This window comes from Cytobacillus solani (genome assembly GCF_006704205.1).
GTDB classification, from domain to species: Bacteria; Bacillota; Bacilli; order Bacillales; family Cytobacillaceae; genus Cytobacillus; species Cytobacillus solani.
Map to the genome: position 1 here is coordinate 1,342,296 of NZ_CP041305.1, position 20,688 is coordinate 1,362,983.

Consider the following 20,688-nt stretch of genomic DNA (forward strand, 5'->3'; position numbering starts at 1 on the left):
CTACAAGCGCTGCTTTTTCCCTATATAACTAGCAAGCCCTTGAAGCACCAAGACTAAAGCTACTAGTATTACAGACATAGCTGCTGCTGAATAGTACTCTGCTCGAAGGATATTCTGAAAGATTGCTAAGCTCATAGGCGCCCACTCTGGTGGTGCAAGTAAAATTGATATACTCGTTTCCTTTATGACAGTAATAAATACAAGAACTGATCCTGCAGCAATTCCCGGTAATAATAATGGACCAATCACAGTGATTGCAGCTGTTAAGGGTGTAGCACCAAGATTAATTGCCGCTTCTTCAATATCTTGCTTAATTGCCCGCATCGCACCCATTGTCGATCGAACCATATAAGGAAGACGACGAATGGTATAAGCAATAATTAATAAAATTGCTGTACCTGTCAGCTGCAAAGGAGCCACATTAAATGTTTGGATTAATGCAATACCAAAAGCAATACCTGGAACAACCAGCGGAATGGAAGTCATGAAATCCATTTTCGCCGAATTTTGTCTTACGACGAAATATGAAACAAACGTAGCAATAATTACACTTAATACAAGTGCACCAATTGCTAGAACAATACTATTTTGGATATTTCCTAATGATGTTGAAAAAATAGTTTGATAGTGTTTAAGTGTATAGCCAGAAGGGAGTAAATCTTTCCCCCAAGTTGTAGCAACCGACTGAAGCAATACAGATAGCATAGCAAGCAGTGGCACTAGCACAATGATAAAAGAGTAGACTGATAGAGAACGAGTCACTACTTTATTTGTAACCATTTTTTGTTGTTTCGGCTTTCCTGACACTGATCCGTAATTTTTCCCTTTTGTCAGAATATGCTGCAACCAGAAGAAAAGTGCAGCAACGATAATCATAATGACAGTTAAAATCGCCGCTCCTCCCCAGTTGAAAAATCCTGAGATTTCACGGTATGCTTCAACAACCATTAAGTTTAAGTCTTTAGGTGCCAAAACGATCGGTGTTCCAAAATCTGAAAAGCTAACTGTAAATATTAGCAGTGCACTTGAAATGATCCCTGGAATGGCTAATGGAAACGTCACGAATATAAAGGTAAACCAGTTTTTCGCGCCTAAATTGAGCGAAGCTTCTTCTAGTGTTACATCGCTTATCTTAAAAGCGGCCACAAGCGGCCAAAGAGCATACGGGAAAAAGAAAAATACTTGAACTAGAATGATTCCCGTCATTGAATAAGGATCTATCAACATTCCTTCCCCGCCGAGCATCTCATAAAAATACGTTACCCAGCCCGCTCGACCGAACATAATAATGAAAGCGTACGCTGAAATAAAAGTAGGGATAATCAACGGAATTGTACATAATGCTGAGATCGTTTTTTTGAAAGGCATATTTGTACGGGCAATTCCGTATGCTAATGGAATACAAATCAAGATTACAAGAACCATAACAACAAGAGCTAAAGACAGACTATTTTTTAATGAATCTAAGTAACCCGCATTTGAAAATATTTGCCGATAGTTTTCTAGATTAATTGCTTTTAGTTTATCGATAGTTGAACTGAAAACGGCTGGATCAGTAAATGTCCCAATAATATTAACAGGCTCATTTGTAAAGCTGATTAGAAAGACAGCCAGCAAAGGGATAATTAGGAAAAGTCCAAAAAAGGCATAAATGAATATTTTTACTACGGAAAGACCATTAAACCTTGCCTTCATATGAGAAGTACCCTCCCATGTTCAATCGATAGTTTTACCTTTCTGCCCTCTTCAAAAATGCTCGTTCCAGATGAGTACGTAGTATCAACAATCATTTCTTGATTACCAACTTTCATGTCATATCTTACGGTTGGACCTAAATAAGTAGACATTACTACAATTCCTTCTAAAACAGTTACTTCCTCATTATTTACTGCCGTGTCATATGGCAAAACTTGAATATGCTCTGGCCGGATAACAGCTTTAGCCTGTTTCTTCTCAATCGTATTTGTTGATTGAAGCAGGAAACTATCTCCTTTTAATGTGGTCGGTCCATTCAGTTGATTATGATCAACAACCTCTACATCTAAAATATTCGATGTTCCTACAAAATCAGCAATAAACGGAGTAAGTGGATTACTATATAGCTCGGTTGGCGTGCCAATTTGAACAATATTCCCTTTATCCATAACTGCTACACGGTCTGCCATGCTCATCGCTTCTTCTTGGTCATGTGTTACAAAAATCGTCGTAATCCCTAAATCCTGCTGAATGGTACGAATCGTATTACGCATCGAATGGCGAAGTTTTTGATCTAGATTCGATAACGGCTCATCCATTAACAATACAGCAGGCTCCATGACAAGCGCACGAGCTAAAGCGACACGCTGCTGTTGACCTCCAGATAATTCACTTGTTAATCGTTCTGCATGCTGATCAAGCTCAACATATTTTAAAATTTCCATTACTTTTTCTTGGATATCCTTCGGTGTACGGCCTAAACGCTTTGATAATAATCGTGCATAGATGCCTAATTGCTTAACAGGATTACTTGCATTTAACTGCTTAATATTCAAGCTATAAGCAACATTGTCAAAAACATTCATATGTGGAAATAAAGCATAGCTTTGAAAGACCATTCCACAGTTTCTGCGGTTAGCAGGGATTTTCTCTACTTCTTTATCACCGATTTTAATCTTACCTGATGTTGGATGCTCAAACCCTGCAATACAGCGCATAGTAGTTGTTTTTCCACAACCCGAAGGTCCCAAGAGAGCAAAAAATTCGCCCTCTTGGATCTCAAGGTTTATATTGTGGAGTGCAGTAAAATCGCCAAACTGCTTTGTCATATTTTCAATAATTACTGAACCCATTCATATTCCTCCTACGTTCTTACTTACTGAAACTTGTCCTTCCACTCATTACGCACACGGTCATAATTTTCATTTACCCAATCAATATCTAAATCAACTGCAACCTCTTTTACTTTATCAATTGATAATGGCGTTTTTGATTCAACCTCTGGATTAATTGGAATATGATACCAGTCTGCCATAATTTGCTGCGCCTCTTTAGAAAGTAAGAAATCAATGAACTTTTTACCGCCTTCTGCATTTGGAGCTCCTTCAATTAATGTTGCTGGATTTACAAGAACTGGTGTTTTATCCGGTACGATAAAATCAACAGTCTCTCCTTTAGCCTTTTGTTCATAAGCCATGAAATCAAAGCCTATTCCAATATGGGCTTCACCCATTGCTACCGCCTTCGTTGGAGCAGATCCAGAATCCGGTGTGGAATTTGCTTGATCTACTAATTTCTCAAAATACTCCCATGCCTTATCTTCCCCTTGCCTCATCATTTGGTCCATAACCATAAGAGTTGCTGTTCCTGATGCCGCTGGGTTCGGGAACTGAATTTTTCCTTTCCATTTTGGATCTAATAAATCTTCCCAAGTTTTTGGTGCTTCTTCTTCAGAAACAAGCTCTGGATTATATGAAAAACCAAGTACAAAAATTTCTACTCCAACATATTTGCCGTCTTCGTGCTTTAATTTGATACCGTTTTCAGTAATGTCCCAGTCAGCTGCAAAATCTGGGATATAGGATGCTAGAATGCCTCTTTCTACTGCAGCTTCAAACGGTAAAATACCTCCGCCGCCATACCAGACATCCGCTTTAGGATTTTCCTTTTCCGCTAACATTTGATTGACTAAAACATTCGTTCCAGCGTAATGTACATCTACATTCCCACCAATTACTTCTTCATACTTTTTCGCTAGCTCTTTTGTAAAATCTGGTGTTTCAGGTGAATATAAAGTGATCCTTTTGCCATCTCCTTCACTGCTGCCTCCTGACTTTTCTCCAGCACATGCTGTTAACATACTAACAGCAAGTAACATGGCCCCAGTGAACTTAAACATTTTTTTCATCAGAAATCCCCCTTAGACTATTTTTGGCAAGAAAAAAATGAATGCTAAATAGCAACACTCCAGGATTTCTCCGAAAGCGCTCCCATTTAGGCATTCATCTCAGGTTCTCTGCCTTTTTTAAACTTGTTTATAAGTATAGTAGACAGAAATTAAATTAGCAACATAAAATTTATAAAATTTAAATTTATTAGAATTATCCATATTACAAAATATTTATTTTAGTCAGACTTTTTTATATATAATCTTGTTTAATTAGACAGATACACTTGAAAGGGGTACTTTTTTATAGTGCCTGTTTTTTTGAAGATGTTGTATTGCTTATTGGTTTGTTGCTTGTCTTGGAAGTATGGATTAGCTCCCCTTTAAGTCCTTTATAGGTTGAATAACACATAAACAGCATTAATATCGCAAGGGGGATAGAGGTAGCTACAAGTGCTGACTGCAATCCTTGTAAGCCGCCTGTCACAATTAGAACTGCAGATACGGCTGCAATGACGACGCCCCAAATGATCTTTGTGAACGAAGCAGGATTAGGATTTCCATTTTCACTAATCATACCTAGTACAAAAATCGCTGAATCTGCAGAGGTAATAAAGAATATAATCACAAGCACCATGGCCAAAATACTTAAAAACGTACTCATTGGGAAGAAATTAAAAAACTTAAATAAGGCAGACGTCACATCGGAAGAAACAGCTTCTGCAATGGCTGTTTTGCCGTGATTTTGGATAAGATCAAGCGCCGAACCACCCATCACTGCGAACCACAAAAATCCGCCAATAACAGGAATAAAGACAGCCCCCATCATAAATTCTTTAATGGTTCTTCCTTTCGAAATCCTTGCAACAAAGCTTCCTACAAGTGGCGCCCATGCAATCCACCAGCCAAAATAGAATAATGTCCAGCTGCCAATCCATTTCCCCTGCTCGGCATTATACGGCTCCAAGCGAAATGACATGCCTACAAAGTTTTGGACATAATCGCCAATTCCTTGTAAAAAAATTTTTAAGATAGATTGTGTAGGACCGAGGATCAACATAAACCCTAATAAAGCAAAGGCTAATAGCATATTCAAATTGGATAAGTGTTTGATGCCAGCCTGCAACCCAGAAACAGATGAGGAAAGGTAGAGAATGGTTGTAATAGCAATGATGGCTACTTGAGCGTAAAAACTAACCGGAGTCCCCCAAAGATAATGCATGCCGCTATTCACTTGAAGTGTTCCAAATCCTAAGGAAGTAGCAATTCCAATAACGATGGAAAGGATGACAATAATATTTATAAATTTACCAAAAGCACCGTAAATTTTGTCACCTACCAATGGATAGAAAACTGAACTTAAGGATGATGGCAGTTTTTTCCTAAACTGGAAGAAGGCTAATGAAACTCCAACAACAGCATAACATGCCCAAGCGGAAACTCCCCAGTGCAGATAGACAGTTTGCATGGCAAGCTTTGCTGATTGCTCGGAATTTGCTTGACCAAACGGAGGATCTATATAGTAGGAAACAGGTTCTGCTACACCCCAAAATACAAGGCTGATACCAATAGATGCACTAAAAAGCATAGCAATCCAAGTGGCTGTTTTATATTCAGGGCGATCATCGTCATCCCCCAAACGAATATGGCCAAATTTAGAAATGCCGATATACATACAAAAAACAAAGAAAATAAAGGTGCTTCCAAGAATAAACCATCCTAAATTATTATAAATAAAATTTAGTGATGAATTCGAGAATGTCTCTAATTGCTTTGGAGCAAAAACACCCAAACTAATCAACAATAGGCTAAGTACCAAAGAAATATGAAAAACAGCTTTCTTGCTATTCATCTAACCACTCCTTATTCAATTGATTTTAGTACAGGGTTCCTTTATATATGTAAGCGATTTCTAAAATACCAATCGTAAATCGATTGAATATAGTTGTTAGTCAGAAATTAGGATTGGCAACATATAAAAGCTAGAACTTCATATGCTGCCAGTATACTTATTACTCTACCATCACAGATGGCATCAGTGAGCTAACAATCTTAGACACCCTATCGCCAACTTCAGCTGTCGATGCCGCTCCCTTCATATCCGGAGTTAGCACTTCACCTTCTAAAAGCAGCCCTTCAATAGCATCAAGAACGAGTTGACCATATTTTTCATGCCCTATAAAGTCGAGCAGCTGACTTGCAGACCAAATGGCTGCAAGTGGATTAGCTAGACCTTTTCCGGCAATATCCGGTGCAGAGCCATGAATTGGTTCAAACATTGATGGGAAATTTCTTTCTGGATTAATATTCGCACCAGCTGCAAGTCCAATTCCTCCGGCTAAAGCTGCGCCTAAATCTGTTAAAATATCACCAAATAAATTCGACGTAACGACGACTTCAAATCTTTTCGGATCGGAAATCATCAACATTGCAGCTGCATCAACAAGATAAGAAGCCGTTTGGACATCCGGGAATTCTTTTGCAACCTCTTCGAACACTTGATCCCAGAATACCATCGAATAATTTAGGGCATTCCCCTTACTAATGCTTGTAAGTGATTTCCCTGCTTTTCTCGCTGTTTCAAACGCATAGCGGATCACCCGCTCAGTCCCCTTACGCGAAAATACACCGGTTTGCAGCACGACCTCATTTGCCTGCCCCTTGAATAACCAATCGCCAGCACCTGCATATTCACCCTCGCTATTTTCACGGATAAACAGCATATCGATATCTTCACGATTCACGTCTTTCAATGGGCATGGGGCACCTTTAATCAACTTAATGGGACGGATATTAATATATTGATCAAAGCTCTTTCTAATTTTTAACAGTAAATCCCATAGTGAAATATGATCAGGGACACCCGGGAATCCGACTGCGCCTAGAAAAATAGCATCAAAGTCTTTTAATCTCTCAACCCCATCCTCATCCATCATGACACCATGCTGGGAATAATACTCACACCCCCACGGAAAATACGTATATTCAAAATGAAGCGAACCATCTAATTCGGCGATTGTATTTAACACTTTGATCCCTTCTTGAAGTACCTCAGGACCAATTCCATCCCCGGCAATCACTGCAATATTATATATGCTCATTGCTATTCCCCTCGGTTCCAAACAACTAGCTTTAATTCTGTCATTTCTTCCACTGCATATTTAATTCCTTCACGGCCGGTTCCACTCTCTTTTACCCCGCCGTAAGGCATATGGTCAACCCGGAACGTTGGAATATCATTGATCATAACAGCCCCAACTTCCAGCACTTCACTAGCAAGCAATGCTTTATCTACATTTTTCGTATAAACCCCTGCCTGCAGACCGTATCTAGAATCATTCACGTATTCGATAGCTTCTTCAACAGATTTCACTTTATTAACAATAACCACTGGAGCAAACACTTCTTGGCAGGAAACCTTCAGCTTTGGATCTACATTTGTAATAATAGTTGGCTCCAATACACCATCGTCTGTTAATTTTCCGCCGGTTAATACTTCAGCCCCATTCTGTTTCGCCTCTTCAATCCAGCCTAAAGCACGTTCTGTTTCCCTTTCAGAAATTAACGCTGAGATATAAGTATTTGAATCTAGCGGATCACCTATTTTTAATTGTTTTGCTTCCACAGTAAACTTTTCTACAAATTCATCGTACACTTCTTCATGGGCGTAAACGCGCTGTAAGGAGATACAGACCTGTCCTTGATTCGAGAAAGCACCTGTTATATGACGGTCAACAACTTGATCAACATTCGTATCTTTATCTAAAATAACAGCAGCGTTTGAACCAAGCTCCAATGTTGTTCTCTTTAACCCAGCTTTGCTGCGGATTGAAATACCTACTGCCGGGCTGCCAGTAAAGGTAATCATTGCTACACGCTCATCTCTAATTATCGCCTCTCCTACGACAGCCCCTGAACCCATCACCACATTTAACACACCATCTGGCAAACCCGCCTCTTTAAACAGCTCTGCAATATATAGCGCAGATAATGGTGTTCGTGAAGCAGGCTTCAACACGATCGAGTTGCCTGAAGCAATAGCCGGACCTACCTTATGTGCCACTAGATTCATAGGGAAATTAAATGGTGTAATTGCCCCAATCACACCAATCGGCTTGCGTACCGTATAACCGATTCTTCCAACACCGCCAGGAGAAGCATCGAATGGAATCGTTTCTCCGTGAATTCGTTTTGCTTCTTCTGCAGCGAATTTATAGGTTTCAACTGTTCTTAAAACCTCGCCTTTAGCAAATGCAATCGGCTTCGCGGATTCTTTTGAAATAACCTCTGCAGCTTCGTCAATTCTTTCTTCTAACAGCTTTACAACATTTTCTAAAATAGCTGCCCGCTTATAAGCTGGCATTTTAGAGATCACTTGAAATCCTGAAACTGCCACTTTAATAGCATCCTTAGTCAATGTTTCATCTGCGAGTGCAACTTGGGCGATTTCTTCTCCTGAATACGGTGAGAATAGAGGGGCATACTCTGCCCCTTCTACATCTCCACCATTAATAAATAAATGCTTCTTCACTGATATTTTTACTTTTGTCATCGTCCTAACGCCTCCAATACCATTTCGTGAAATTGTACAATTGCCTTTTCAGATGAAGAGTAAACACCTTGGTTAAAGGCACGTGAACGGAAGCCTACTTGCTCCAATTCTACTAATTCAACATCCTCTGCTCTTACTTGTTCAGCAAATGTTACTAAGTCTTGTTCTTCTTGCGTTAAGTTTTCATCTCTGAAAAAGTAAGTATAAACCCCTAAAGTAGTTTCGTGGTCAATTGGGACCATCTGAATCGTTGCCATATTTGCTGGACCTGGATAGATGGTCACCATCAGATTTGGCCATAACCAGTAGAATTCTCCTCCCTGGAACTCTGCTTCATTTAAGTCTGTTGTACCCATTTTTTTATCTGGTTTCACAACAGATGCCTGGACTGAATAGTTTTGACAGGTAACAATTTGGTAGTTTTTCATATCTAACGTTGCGATAAAACTTGGATGGGCTACATGGCAGTGGTCACACTCTAAATAGTTATCAATAAACGCTTTCCAGTTTGCTTTAATAACCCGGGTCTTTTGGTTAATTCTCTTAAGCTCGCCTAAGAATGGGAACTTTCCTAAACGAGCAAAGAAATCACCGTACGCTTCAGCTAAAGGTGCAGCATGATCATCAAGATTAACGAAAATGAGTCCCTCTCCAATTTCCATCCTAACTTGACGCAAACAGCGGTCGCTTACACAATGGGCATCTTCACCAGAAAAGTTTGGAGCCTTATTTAATTGGCCATCTAAATGGAAAGTCCAGCCGTGATAGCCGCAGGCAAAAATTTTCTTTGTTCCTGAGTCAGCTTTTTCAAGCTTTGTTGCACGATGAGGACATACATTGTAGAATGCACGAACAACTTCATTTTTGCCGCGTGTTACAAGAATTGGCTCTCCAGCAACTTCAGTGGTGAAAAATTGACCAACTTTTTCAACTTGGCTTACATGACCGACGAGCTGCCATGACTTTGCAAACACATCATTAATTTCCTGCTGATATACCTGTGGATCTGTATATAGATCATAGGTTAATGTTCTTTTAAATATTTTGCCTGCCTTGTTTATCACTGGATTATAAGTTGCCATTGAAAATACACTCCTTCATTCACTTATTTTTTTAAAAGCTCATTCTTGTATTGCACTAAACACTCCGTTTAATTCCTCCCTAAAAAATGAGTCAGAAACAATTCATCTCGTAAATCTCTTTAACACTACAAATATAGTGTAAAGCGTTTACAGGATGCAGAATATTTAGTTAAATTAGAATAAGAGCATTTATAAATAGATAAATCTTACTGCACTTATTTATAAATTAATGCAATTATCGTGCCAACTTTTAAAAACCTTCTATATCATTGGAAAGTGTCAATCTTTCTTCAAATTTCACCAGGAATTTGAGTCGTTTTCAACTCATATGAACTAAAAACAACTCATTTAGGAAGGAGATAGAGCTCGATGTTAGATAAAATACAAATACCAGAAATTACAGGAGAAACATTAAGAAGAATTCTTGATCATTCATCCGATGAGATTTTTGTCATTGATAAAGACCAGCGGATTATTTTTGTGAATAGTGTGTGTGAAAAACATTACGGTTTAAAGCCCTCAGAAGTTGTAGGCAAATGTAACATAGAATTACTTGAGAAGGGGTATTGGAAACCATCCATTGTTCCATTGGTTTTTGAACAGAAGAAGCCAGTATCCATCAAGCAAACTACTTATATTGGGGCAGAATTAATAACAACGGCTGTTCCAATTTTAAATGAGGATAATGAAATTGAACTAGTAGTAACTACCTCACAGGAGATACAAACCTTTAAAAATATTAAAAAGAGCAGAGAAAGTAATCCTGCCAGCATCAATAGCTCTACACCAATTACAAATTGCAGCAAGATGAAAGACCTTTTAAAGGTTTGCGAAAAAATAGCTAAAGTGGATTCGACCATTCTTATTCAAGGAGAGTCCGGAACAGGGAAAGGGGTATTGGCTCATTACATTCATGAGATTAGCAAACGGAAACACAAAACATTTCTAAAAATAAATTGTGCTGCCCTGCCTGGGGATTTGCTCGAATCTGAGCTTTTCGGCTATGCCGAAGGGGCATTTACCGGGGCCAGCAAATACGGGAAAAAAGGGCTGTTGGAATTAGCAGACCAAGGAACATTATTTCTTGATGAGATCGGCGAGATGCCTTTATCATTGCAGGCCAAATTGCTGCAAGTTATCCAAGAGAAACAATTTATACCGATTGGAAAAAACGAAATAAAAAAAGTAGATGTTCGCATTATCGCTGCAACCAACCGCGATTTGGTGGATATGGTTAGTAAAAATCAATTTCGCGAAGATTTATTTTATCGCCTGAATATCATCGATCTCCATCTGCCGCCCTTAAGGGAGCGCAGGGAAGATATTATTCCACTGACCTATAATTTTTTATATAAATTTAATAAGAAATATGAGATGAATAAAATTATCTCACAGGAATGCTTAGACATGTTTTATTCATACTCTTGGCCGGGAAACATCCGTCAGCTTGAAAATGTCATGGAGAGGCTTGTTGTTACAAGCGACTCGATTATCCAAATCAGTGACTTGCCGGAGTTAATCACAAGGAATATCCGACCACAGGCCCAATACACACTCCCATCAAAGCTCGATGATGCCCTAGAACATGTAAAGAAAACATTAGTTGTTCAATCGTATAAAAAATATAAAAGTTCAAGAAAGGTTGCAAAAGATTTAAACATCAGTCAAACGAAGGCGGTAAAGCTCATTAACCAGTATTGCGGAGGGATGGTGGGAAAAATTTGATTTTGAAAAGACCTGTCTCTTTATAAAATAATGCAGCAGGTCTTTTCAATTTCAACCACAAAAGAAGCTTCCCGCTAAACGCTATGAAGATGCTAGTTAGAAGCCGTGTTCTATTAACCACTTCATAATGCTTTCCTCTCTGTTCTTACTATTTTCATACCTCCTATCGAATTTGCTCATTTTCTTCTGTGCAACAAGATTCCCATCTAACATAAACAAGACTCTTTCAGTTTTTGCAGCCACCTTGGCATCATGCGTGACAAGTATGACTGTTGTCCCTTTTCTATTAATCTCTGTAAGAATTGACATAATTTCTACTGTTGATTTGGAATCCAGCGCTCCGGTCGGTTCATCTCCAAAAATAATGTCCGGTTCATTTATTAATGCCCTGCAAATAGCGACTCTCTGCAGCTGTCCTCCAGAGCCTTGAGTAATTGTATTATTTGCAAGCTTTTCAATACCTGTCATTTTCAATAGTTTCTTTGCTTTAAGATTTACCGCATGTTTATCGGCACCTTTTGATACGAGAGCAGGAAACATCACATTGTCGATCAGTGATAGATTCTTTAAGAGGTTAATATCCTGAAAAATAAACCCCATGTTATTCAAGCGAATCCGCGCTAGTTGCTCTTCTTTTAGACTGGTGATTTCACTGCCTTTAAACTTTACACTGCCGGAACTTACTTTATCCATACCGCTTATATTATAAAGCAATGTTGTTTTCCCACTTCCGGATGGCCCCATAACCGATACGAATTCACCTTCTTCGATTTCCAGGTTTATATCTTTTAAGATATGAAGCTCATGATCATTTCCTAATTTTACCTTTTTGTTCATATTTCTTGCTTCTACTATCAGACTCATTTATATCCCCCTTGCAAACTAATAAAATTCACATCTACTATCTTAAAGTTACAGATAAATCATCTTTTACAGCTACTTTACAAGACACAAATATCGTAATACCAACTATTACAATCAATGCTAATGGACATAACAGCCAAGTCTGCCATGCAACATTAATTAATTCAATTTTTGCAGCTCCCATAAAAGTCATAGCTATACTTACTAGGATCTCTCCTAAATAACTGGAAGCGAATGCTCCAAATATGATTCCAAATACGAGTACCGTCAACGTTCCTGCCAAATATTGATGACTAATATTTTTAGAAGTTAAACCCATACTTCGCATAATGGCAATCTGAGACATATCCTTTGATAATAACATCCGGAGGAATAGTACAGTAATCAACACAATAATCATGACAGCAATGGCAATTCCCCCTAATACCATGGTGTACATTTGTTCAATAATATTTCCAAGTGTCTGTTGTGTGTATTCTTTAATATCATTAACTTGTGCAGAATCATACGTATTCTGATAGTCGTTCATTTTCTCGTGAATATCCACACCGGGCGCCACATCCATGCTCACAATATACCAAAGAACGGCTTCCTTATTTATTTCAAGACTTGCATCTGCTTTTGCTGTTTTTCCGCCATTTGTAATATCTTGATAAATACCAGTCACTCTCAACGTCTTTTCTTTCCCATTAACCTTTACTATTACCTCATCTCCAACCCTCTTGTTTAATGCGTCTTTTGAGGCATTCGCATAAGATAGTGAGATTTCTCCTTCAGCCTTTGGTGCCCTTCCTTCAAGGTATTCTAATGGGAATATGGAAAAATCCCCAATTTCAATATTAATATAGTCCCATGAATCTTCAGTATTTTTAATCTGGTATGAACTCGTGACGTATGCTGCGTTTTTCACAATCTCGGAATCATTTTTTATCTCTTCGAGCAGCTTGTTAAAATCTTCTGTTATTGTATCTGTCTTTCGAAAATCAATTCTAATATCGGATTTTTCAATGCCCATGTATGTAGAAAATTTTGGTGAATTCATGGTGTTATAAAGATTGATAGGAAGTATGATAATAAATGTACATACGATAAAAATTAAGAACAGCAGTCTATATAGTTTGCGTCGTATCCAAACATCCCTAAGTCCCATATAGATATTGGTGCTAAACCATTTATTCTTTTGCAGTGGAAAACTGTATTTGCGGTTCTTTCCACGCTCCATAATATTGGAACGTAAGGCTTCCACCACTGAAATTTTATCGATTCTTTTCAGTACTTTCTTGCAGTACATGACAATCATGAAATAAAACATAATTGGAGCGATAAGTGAAAGTACATACTTCAAATTTCCTGATAAATCTGAGGATATATAAAGTTTCATGTTACCGTTAATCAGATTAACAATTGCAAAGGAAAGCAAATACCCGATTGTACCAGCTAGTACCGACATCATTCTATATTTGTTCAGATATACCTTACTTATTTCCATTTTGGATATACCGATAGCTTTCATTACACCAATTTCTCTTATATCTTCATCAATCGTTGCTAAAAACGTAAGTCTAATACAGAGAAAACTAATAATAATCAATAGAATACTGATTAGTATAATGACCATGGCCACTGCGGTATCTGACAAAGCATTAAATACCAGGAATATTTTCCCATCTATTGCAGGACCGTTTGCTGGAAGTCCAGCTTCAATATAGGCAGTCTGAACAGCCAAGGAATCCCCGTTTTCATTTAGTTTGAATTCGATGAGATATTCTATTTCTCCTACCTGAAATTTCCGCATTTCATCATAGTCAACTTGATTCACAACAAACCGTTTCGAAGAAGTAAGAGAAGAGTTCATCTCATAATCTCTTGCATAATCGGAAATGACAAACTCTTTTTCATAGTCTCCATTTTTCACTGTAATTGTTTCACCGATTTTTAAATCATAATATTGCATGAAATAAATAGGAACCGCGACCTCACCTTCCATTACCTCAAGCTTTTCGTTGTCTAGATTTAAGATGAAGTCAAATTTTTCATTCTGAACAACAAATGAAATATCCTGTACAGTTCCCGACATCGTTTGATTTTTGCCAAAATGAATATGTCTTCCATCAAGCGTCAGAAGAACCATTGTCTCCTGCATCGCAATATTCTCACGATGTTTCTCAGTAAATTGATCAATCCCTGCCTGATCAAATTCTCCAGAATGCATCTGTGTAATATCAGCTGGCACTGCACGTTCCTGTAATTCTGACATCGATTGAATCAAATTGGCAATATTGTTGATCGCGCTAGCTGCCAAAATAACTGCCATCGTAATAAATACAAATACTGCTGTCGTTATTATTTTGGTCCTTTTAAAATCGTTCTTTACAATCTTAAAAAACATCACTTTCCCCCTGACTTTGTATTCCTCTTCTTTAGTATCCAGATTATTGAGAGAGTCATTCTAACTGCAAGCTCCCTTCATTTCCATCTTCTATTAGTAATTTCTATGTTTTTCACTAAATGGAGATCCTATATTATTCATTATCGTTGCTGTCTTCGCCACCAAACAGTTGCATGATGTACATAAGGCTTCCGCTTTCTGTACCAAGCAGCCTTTCTAAGTTGAAAACAAACGCACGTATACGTGATACTCTTTCTTCATTCGTCATCTCCACCATATCATCATCAAAAACAGTATTCATATATGCCACAACCATCTCCATGCACTCATACGGGAACGGCGTATCAAACAGTCCCTGCTCAATGCCCTCGCGGATAATACCTGCTAGTATCCCAGGAACGTTGTTAATGATGACCTTCTGTATTTTCTGATGCATAAGCGCGTTCTGCGGCTTATGCATGTGCTCCTTGATTTCCTCGCCGCTATCCCCCTTTACATTTAAAGCCATTACAACACCAATAATGCGCTCATTTACAGGTATGCTCTTGTCTACAGCAACTTCCCTTGCTGCATGTAAAATACGGTCACCATATCGGTCAATCAGCGCATCCATAATAGCCTCCTTCGATTGGAAGTGGTAATAAAGCGTTCCTCTTGCAATTCCGACCTTTTCTAGAATATCTTTTGTACTTGTTCCGTCAAAACCCTTCTGACCAAAGAGCTCCTCCGCTGCATCAAGTATTTCATTTCTACGTATCTCTGCATCTTTTACAACTCTCATTATTACATCTCCTTGTTTTATAGACTGACTGTCTGTCAGTATTAGCATAACACACCGTCGTTACTTGTCAATAGTTTGGAAAAACAGGGGATATAAAACAAAACTAAGAGGCCACTGAAAATTTCAGTGACCTCAAACAAAATGGTATTTTTAATGATTCATGACTGATAAAACTTTGTTTCATTAAGGGATTGCATGATTTATGGGTAATGTGATTGTGAATTTTGTCCCTTGCTGTAATGAACTCTCTACTGCAATCACACCCTCATGCGCTTCAATTAAACTTTTCACAATCGCCATACCTAACCCTGTTCCTTCAGATTTTTGTTCGGTTGTTGTGCCCCGGTAATAACGATTAAACAAATTTTGCTGCGTTTCCTTTGTCAAACCGATTCCATTATCTTGGATACAGATGGTTAATATACTTTGGTCCTTTACCAAGGTAGTTGTAATTGTAATAGGCGCTTCATTGTGGATTACTGCATTTATATATATATTTTGCAGTGCCCGTTTTAATAAATGAGAATCAACTTCCATCACTAAAGCATCGAGTTCCGTATACATTTCAAATTGATGTTTTTGCGCTCGCAAATCATTGCTAACATCAGCAAGCACTTGTTGGATAAAAGTAACAATATTTTGTGCTGTTTTACTAATGGGCACCAATTGTGCGCCCTCAAAACGTATGGCTAAATTTAGATCTTCTACAAGCTGCTCCATATGTGTCCCTTTATCATCAATTTCTTGAATGAAATTATGCTGCTCCTCTTTTGACCAATCATAATCCGGGCTTAGTAATAATTTAGAATATCCTTTAATGTAGGTTAATGGTGTTTTTAAATCATGTGAAACTCCTGCAATCCAATCCCGCTTCGACTCTTCTACCTGCTCACGTTCGCCCTTTGCTTTTTCTAGCTGTGAGCGCAGGTCAGAAAGCTGTGAGATCACTTCCTGATATAATCGATAGCGAATTTTTAACTTTCCTTTGCGTGTATATATTTTTTTTTGCTCTTGAAGAGTAGTAAAATCCTCATGAGCAAGCTGGTTAATCCCCTTCATCACAAGCATTAAGGGACTGCCAAAATACCAGCCAAATAGAATTATGCATAACAGTGTCACAATACAAATAACAATGGGCACTATCCACTCATACTTCTCACCAGCAAGCCCGAACTTTGGTAAAATAAGCTGCATAATAATTGGTATTATGATAGCTAAAAGCAATAACCAAAAAGCAAATCCTAATAATAGGTATCGAATAAAGCGGTGTTGAACTTTCACCTTGTATCACCTGTTGGAGGAATAAACTTATAGCCAATGCCTCGCAAGTTAACGATAATCGTTGGATTTCTCGAATGATCACCTAACTTTTTACGCAGCTTTGCAATATGAATTGTGACCGTTTTCTCTTCTCCAAACACATCCTCTCCCCATACAAGCTCATAAATTTTTGAAGTCGTAAACACACGGTTTGTGTTTTTACAAAAGAAATGCAATAATTCTAATTCCTTTGCAGTAGCTTTTACTGCTTCCCCATGCACAGTTAATAAAGCCTCATCCGGTGAAAATGAAAATGTGTTGTATTCATAGATTTTCTTTTCAAATAGCCCTATCCTATTTTCGTACACTCTCTGTCTGCGTAAAATGGCACGTATTCTCGCCACCACTTCAAGTGGATTAAAAGGCTTTGTAATATAATCGTCCCCGCCAATACTAAGCCCTGTTAATTTATCAAAGTCACTAGAACGTGCACTAATAAATAAAATGGGCGCTGTCGTTTGCTGACGAATCGCTGAACATAACGCAAACCCATCACCATCTGGCAGCATGACATCTAATAAAATAATATCGAATTCTTTTTCCTCTAAAGCCCGTAATGCCTCTTCTTTTGTTGATGCTGTTGTAATATTGGAAAAGTGCTCTCTTTTCAAAGTGATATCTAGCATTTTTAAAATGCCCATTTCATCATCCACAATTAAAATCCTTGCATGATCTGTCATACATTTTCCTCTTTTTATTTTCATTCTAGCATTTTTCCCCACCCCTACCCACCTTTCAAATAAAAATTACGTACATTTTCCATTCTGTTTACTTTGTTTTTACTTTCATCTTTTAAGCTGTAAATAAGCAAGTAGAAACAGGAGGCTTATGTATGACCTATATTATTCAGACACACCAGTTAACAAAACGATTTACACTCGATCCTGTCATTACCAATGTGAACATGAATATAAAAGAAGGAGAAATTTATGGGTTTCTTGGACCAAATGGTGCTGGTAAAACCACGATAATGAAAATGATATTAAACTTAGTTAAACCGACATCCGGTGAAATCATTATTCAAAACGAGCAGATCACTAAAGATTCTTATCATTATTTAAAAGACATCGGCAGTTTAATTGAATATCCAGTATTTTACGATAACCTTACCGCCTATCAAAACCTGCAATTGCATTGTGCATATATAGGATATAAAGATCATAATCGCATTGTTAAGGTTTTAGAAATTGTAGGACTCAGGGAGATAGAGAAGAAAAAGGTAAAAGAATTTTCACTCGGTATGCGCCAACGCCTAGCAATTGCACGTGCAATTGTCACAAAACCAAAAATATTAATATTGGATGAGCCAGTTAATGGGCTGGATCCAATCGGCATAAAAGAAATGCGTGAGTTATTTATCAAATTAAAAAAACAGTATGGAATGACCATTATAATTTCCAGCCATATTGTCTCTGAAATTGAGTCCATTGCCGATACAATTGGCATATTACATCATGGTAAATTAATTGAAGAAATCACAATGACTGAACTCCGCAAGCTGCAACAGCCAATGATTGAAATGGTAGTGAGTGACACTGATAAGGCAAAGCGTTTACTAGAAGAGGCGTTTGGTGCTAAAGTACAAATCTTTAGCGAAAAAACGCTGCAGATTACAAAAATAAACGAAAAGACAACCTCTATGACAAAGCATCTAATTCTTAATGGGGTAGATATCGAGAAAGTGGAAATAAGGCAGCAAACATTGGAAGAATACTTTGTTCGCCGCATTAACGGAGGGATCACAAATGCTGCAGATCATGAAGCTTGAATGGAACAAAAATCAGATGACACGTTATTTTAAAACCTTTGTATGCTGTATTTTGAGCATCTATGGTTTTGTCACATTAATAGCAATTGACAGTGGAGATATGGGTTCGTTCCAAGAATTTATGTCACTTATTACAGTTATCTCCAATATTACATTCATTACTTTTGGCAGTGTCATTCTATCGCGCTTAATCATTTCGGAATTTCGAACGAAAACGATGCAAGTGCTATTCACATACCCAATCGAGCGAAAAAAATTGTTACTGGCTAAATTAATCCTTGCCTATACCTTTACGACAGGAAGTTTATTGATTGGTATTTGTTTTATGCAAGTGATCACATTATTTCTACAGCCTTCTATCGGACTATTTGCAGGCACAATCACTTGGCAAGAAATAATAGCCACTTTTCCCAAAACAGTCACAAACGCATTTTCAATGGGTGCGATTGCATTAATTCCATTGTTTTTCGGCATGCGAAAAAAATCAACAGCGACAACGATTACCTCAGCTGTCATTATTGGCTTTTTAGTAAATTCAACGGTTTCAGATAGTGGAAAGACATTTAGCCTAGCCGATGTCGTCATTATTCCACTGATTCTAGCGCTGCTTGGAATCGGCATTGCTTATTTATCCTTCCGTTATATTGATAGAAAGGATGTAGCCTAATGAAACGAACAATTTTAGCAGTACTATTGCTCGGAATTGTAGGCACAGCTATTTTTTTTCTATATATAAAACAACCCGCTAAAACTATAACAATTGGTGAGTATGAAGCGGTGTCCCATCTCGATGTGTCACTTGATATGTTAAATACCGAATTTATCAACTCATCTGATGATAAAATACATGTACAAATAAAAGGACATCAATTAAATAAAAATATGGTAAACATTCGAGAAGAATACAATAGATTGGTGATGGAAGAGCAGCAACAAAAGAAAAAATGGACAGATCATATTCACATTCGTCAGACACCTACTATTCTCGTACAGCTACCTAAAGGTCAACTTAAAACACTTACACTTCATACGGATGATAGTAACTTAAATATTAATGACTTAGTGCTGGAATCAGTAGAGGTAAGGACTTCTGCGGGCGATGTCATTCTAGAAAATATGTCCATCTCATATGCAGATATCCAATCAAAAGATGGTAGTGTGTCAATAGCTGAAAGTACAATTGAAAACCTTTCGATTACGACAAATGCAGGTGATGTTGCCATAAAAGAAAGCAAGGGCATCACTCATAAGATACAAACAGTTGATGGGCAAATTTATATAACAGAGGCAAAGGAACAGCCAAAGGTTCAAGCAAAAAGTGCTTCAGGAGATATTCGTATTCACTATAAAAAAACACCCGATTCCCTTCGATTGACAACTGCTGGTGAAGATATTGAAATACTGTTACCACATTATAATAAGAAAGCACATATTATTGGTAAAGGCGTTAACATGCTTTCAGCTGAAACGGAAGATGGTGCAGTTTTGATAAAGTAGCCCACCATTCTTTTAAATTTCACAGATTGATAATCAAACGGAATAAAGCTTATAAAAAGAACCCCCCCTCTTTCATTAGGAGGGGGTAAAATACTTAGTATGTAAATTGCGAACATGAAGATCATGTACATGTTAATACCCTTGAAAACCTTGAAATATCACGAATTGGGTCAGATTACACCATGCCGCCCGTGAAGAGAAAACTGGATGACAACTTTATTTTGACTTTTAAACGAGTACAGTTTAGTTTTTCAGTGGAATTTTGTATTGGTTGATGAATAATCTAATCCATTTGTTTATCCACTGAAATTTTTACATTAAGCAAACATAAGCTCTGAAAGGTTTTCAACAACGTAATCTGGATGTAGTTTTATTCACCTACTTAAACTTAGCTGTTGAACCAGACCTAGTTCAAGCGCTTTCAAAAGTTTCTTTTGTTTCCATTGCCCATTGTTTATTCCTTTGTTGGTTTTAATTTTATAGGTTTAGGATTGGCGCCTATTTTTCCATCATGCTTCACGCGATGCCTGCTCGCTTTGGGAAGAGATTAGTCACAGACGATGGTAGGTTATCAAATGGACGCTGGCCTATAATGGAAGTACATTCTTATCTCCCCTTCTTGGATTCATTGCTACTCATTTATAAATAGACGTATTCCCGTTTGTTATCGTGTTTTATATGATTGTAATACTCATAGGTTTAGAAAAGCTCAATTTTTTAATGAGAACACGTCTTTGTATAATTGGGAAGGTTTTGACGACGATTAAGTAGGAAGCACAGGAACGGTACTGGTGTTTTTTTGCGAGGAAGCTAGAGAAGCTTCTCCATGCTTCCTCCATTTTTATTAC

At 37.8% G+C, this 20,688-nt stretch carries 16 protein-coding genes; 4 read left to right on the forward strand and 12 right to left on the reverse strand.

Annotated features, from left to right (window positions below; translation table 11 throughout):
- From FI644_RS06730 to FI644_RS06760, 7 genes are all read right to left on the reverse strand, one after another.
- Positions 1-1,695 carry an ABC transporter permease gene (locus FI644_RS06730; protein ID WP_053478115.1) on the reverse strand — a complete coding sequence of 565 codons (1,695 nt, stop codon included), beginning with the start codon at positions 1,693-1,695 and terminating at the stop codon, positions 1-3.
- Entirely contained in the window at positions 1,692-2,828 is a 1,137-nt protein-coding gene (locus FI644_RS06735) for an ABC transporter ATP-binding protein (protein ID WP_142108186.1), read from the reverse strand. The genes FI644_RS06730 and FI644_RS06735 overlap by 4 nt, the downstream gene beginning before the upstream one ends.
- 23 nt (positions 2,829-2,851) lie before the next feature.
- Positions 2,852-3,883: an ABC transporter substrate-binding protein gene (locus FI644_RS06740; protein ID WP_053478113.1), complete on the reverse strand. Its 1,032-nt coding sequence runs from the start codon at positions 3,881-3,883 to the stop codon at positions 2,852-2,854.
- Between the two features lie 283 nt (positions 3,884-4,166).
- The gene (locus FI644_RS06745; protein ID WP_142108187.1) at positions 4,167-5,714 is read right to left on the reverse strand and encodes a BCCT family transporter; all 1,548 of its coding nucleotides are present in this window, start codon (positions 5,712-5,714) and stop codon (positions 4,167-4,169) included.
- A 160-nt stretch (positions 5,715-5,874) separates the two neighbouring features.
- On the reverse strand, positions 5,875-6,963 hold the full coding sequence (locus FI644_RS06750; RefSeq protein WP_053478111.1) for a tartrate dehydrogenase: 1,089 nt from the start codon (positions 6,961-6,963) through the stop codon (positions 5,875-5,877).
- A gap of 2 nt (positions 6,964-6,965) precedes the next feature.
- Positions 6,966-8,414 (reverse strand): aldehyde dehydrogenase family protein, encoded by a 1,449-nt coding sequence (locus FI644_RS06755; protein WP_142108188.1) that lies wholly within the window; start codon positions 8,412-8,414, stop codon positions 6,966-6,968.
- Positions 8,411-9,496, reverse strand: coding sequence for an aromatic ring-hydroxylating oxygenase subunit alpha (locus FI644_RS06760; RefSeq protein WP_142108189.1), 1,086 nt, complete (start codon positions 9,494-9,496; stop codon positions 8,411-8,413). The genes FI644_RS06755 and FI644_RS06760 overlap by 4 nt, the downstream gene beginning before the upstream one ends.
- Before the next feature lie 369 nt (positions 9,497-9,865).
- Here FI644_RS06760 and FI644_RS06765 point away from each other — a divergent pair, with 369 nt between their 5' ends.
- Complete coding sequence (locus tag FI644_RS06765; protein WP_142108190.1) at positions 9,866-11,221, forward strand: sigma-54 interaction domain-containing protein; 1,356 nt, start codon at positions 9,866-9,868, stop codon at positions 11,219-11,221.
- Positions 11,222-11,317: 96 nt separating this feature from the next.
- Here FI644_RS06765 and FI644_RS06770 read toward each other — a convergent pair whose 3' ends face one another.
- The 5 genes from FI644_RS06770 to FI644_RS06790 all read right to left on the reverse strand — a co-directional run bounded on the left by FI644_RS06770 (position 11,318) and on the right by FI644_RS06790 (position 17,255).
- Positions 11,318-12,085, reverse strand: coding sequence for an ABC transporter ATP-binding protein (locus FI644_RS06770; protein ID WP_053478108.1), 768 nt, complete (start codon positions 12,083-12,085; stop codon positions 11,318-11,320).
- Positions 12,086-12,122: 37 nt separating this feature from the next.
- Positions 12,123-14,474 carry an ABC transporter permease gene (locus FI644_RS06775; RefSeq protein ID WP_056682252.1) on the reverse strand — a complete coding sequence of 784 codons (2,352 nt, stop codon included), beginning with the start codon at positions 14,472-14,474 and terminating at the stop codon, positions 12,123-12,125.
- 133 nt (positions 14,475-14,607) lie between these two features.
- Entirely contained in the window at positions 14,608-15,255 is a 648-nt protein-coding gene (locus FI644_RS06780) for a TetR/AcrR family transcriptional regulator (protein WP_053478106.1), read from the reverse strand.
- A 183-nt stretch (positions 15,256-15,438) separates the two neighbouring features.
- Positions 15,439-16,536, reverse strand: coding sequence for a sensor histidine kinase (locus FI644_RS06785; RefSeq protein ID WP_142108191.1), 1,098 nt, complete (start codon positions 16,534-16,536; stop codon positions 15,439-15,441).
- Entirely contained in the window at positions 16,533-17,255 is a 723-nt protein-coding gene (locus FI644_RS06790; RefSeq protein ID WP_142109003.1) for a response regulator transcription factor, read from the reverse strand. Before FI644_RS06790 ends, FI644_RS06785 begins: the two co-directional genes overlap by 4 nt.
- Before the next feature lie 152 nt (positions 17,256-17,407).
- On the opposite strand from FI644_RS06790, the gene FI644_RS06795 reads away from it, so the two are divergent.
- Genes FI644_RS06795 through FI644_RS06805 form a run of 3 tightly spaced genes read left to right on the forward strand, consistent with a single transcriptional unit; the run spans position 17,408 to position 19,840 of the window.
- On the forward strand, positions 17,408-18,343 hold the full coding sequence (locus tag FI644_RS06795) for an ABC transporter ATP-binding protein (RefSeq protein WP_053478104.1): 936 nt from the start codon (positions 17,408-17,410) through the stop codon (positions 18,341-18,343).
- Positions 18,321-19,010, forward strand: coding sequence for an ABC transporter permease (locus FI644_RS06800; protein ID WP_142108192.1), 690 nt, complete (start codon positions 18,321-18,323; stop codon positions 19,008-19,010). The genes FI644_RS06795 and FI644_RS06800 overlap by 23 nt, the downstream gene beginning before the upstream one ends.
- Entirely contained in the window at positions 19,010-19,840 is an 831-nt protein-coding gene (locus tag FI644_RS06805) for a DUF4097 family beta strand repeat-containing protein (RefSeq protein ID WP_142108193.1), read from the forward strand. Before FI644_RS06800 ends, FI644_RS06805 begins: the two co-directional genes overlap by 1 nt.
- Positions 19,841-20,688 lie beyond the last annotated feature (848 nt).

Excerpts from the sequence above, each read along its gene's own strand:
- FI644_RS06730 (WP_053478115.1), bottom strand. The coding sequence starts at position 1,695 with ATGAAGGCAAGGTTTAATGGTCTTTCCGTAGTAAAAATATTCATTTAT.
- FI644_RS06735 (WP_142108186.1), bottom strand. The coding sequence starts at position 2,828 with ATGGGTTCAGTAATTATTGAAAATATGACAAAGCAGTTTGGCGATTTT.
- FI644_RS06740 (WP_053478113.1), bottom strand. The coding sequence starts at position 3,883 with ATGAAAAAAATGTTTAAGTTCACTGGGGCCATGTTACTTGCTGTTAGT.
- FI644_RS06745 (WP_142108187.1), bottom strand. The coding sequence starts at position 5,714 with ATGAATAGCAAGAAAGCTGTTTTTCATATTTCTTTGGTACTTAGCCTA.
- FI644_RS06750 (WP_053478111.1), bottom strand. The coding sequence starts at position 6,963 with ATGAGCATATATAATATTGCAGTGATTGCCGGGGATGGAATTGGTCCT.
- FI644_RS06755 (WP_142108188.1), bottom strand. The coding sequence starts at position 8,414 with ATGACAAAAGTAAAAATATCAGTGAAGAAGCATTTATTTATTAATGGT.
- FI644_RS06760 (WP_142108189.1), bottom strand. The coding sequence starts at position 9,496 with ATGGCAACTTATAATCCAGTGATAAACAAGGCAGGCAAAATATTTAAA.
- FI644_RS06765 (WP_142108190.1), top strand. The coding sequence starts at position 9,866 with ATGTTAGATAAAATACAAATACCAGAAATTACAGGAGAAACATTAAGA.
- FI644_RS06770 (WP_053478108.1), bottom strand. The coding sequence starts at position 12,085 with ATGAGTCTGATAGTAGAAGCAAGAAATATGAACAAAAAGGTAAAATTA.
- FI644_RS06775 (WP_056682252.1), bottom strand. The coding sequence starts at position 14,474 with ATGTTTTTTAAGATTGTAAAGAACGATTTTAAAAGGACCAAAATAATA.
- FI644_RS06780 (WP_053478106.1), bottom strand. The coding sequence starts at position 15,255 with ATGAGAGTTGTAAAAGATGCAGAGATACGTAGAAATGAAATACTTGAT.
- FI644_RS06790 (WP_142109003.1), bottom strand. The coding sequence starts at position 17,255 with ATGACAGATCATGCAAGGATTTTAATTGTGGATGATGAAATGGGCATT.
- FI644_RS06795 (WP_053478104.1), top strand. The coding sequence starts at position 17,408 with ATGACCTATATTATTCAGACACACCAGTTAACAAAACGATTTACACTC.
- FI644_RS06800 (WP_142108192.1), top strand. The coding sequence starts at position 18,321 with ATGCTGCAGATCATGAAGCTTGAATGGAACAAAAATCAGATGACACGT.
- FI644_RS06805 (WP_142108193.1), top strand. The coding sequence starts at position 19,010 with ATGAAACGAACAATTTTAGCAGTACTATTGCTCGGAATTGTAGGCACA.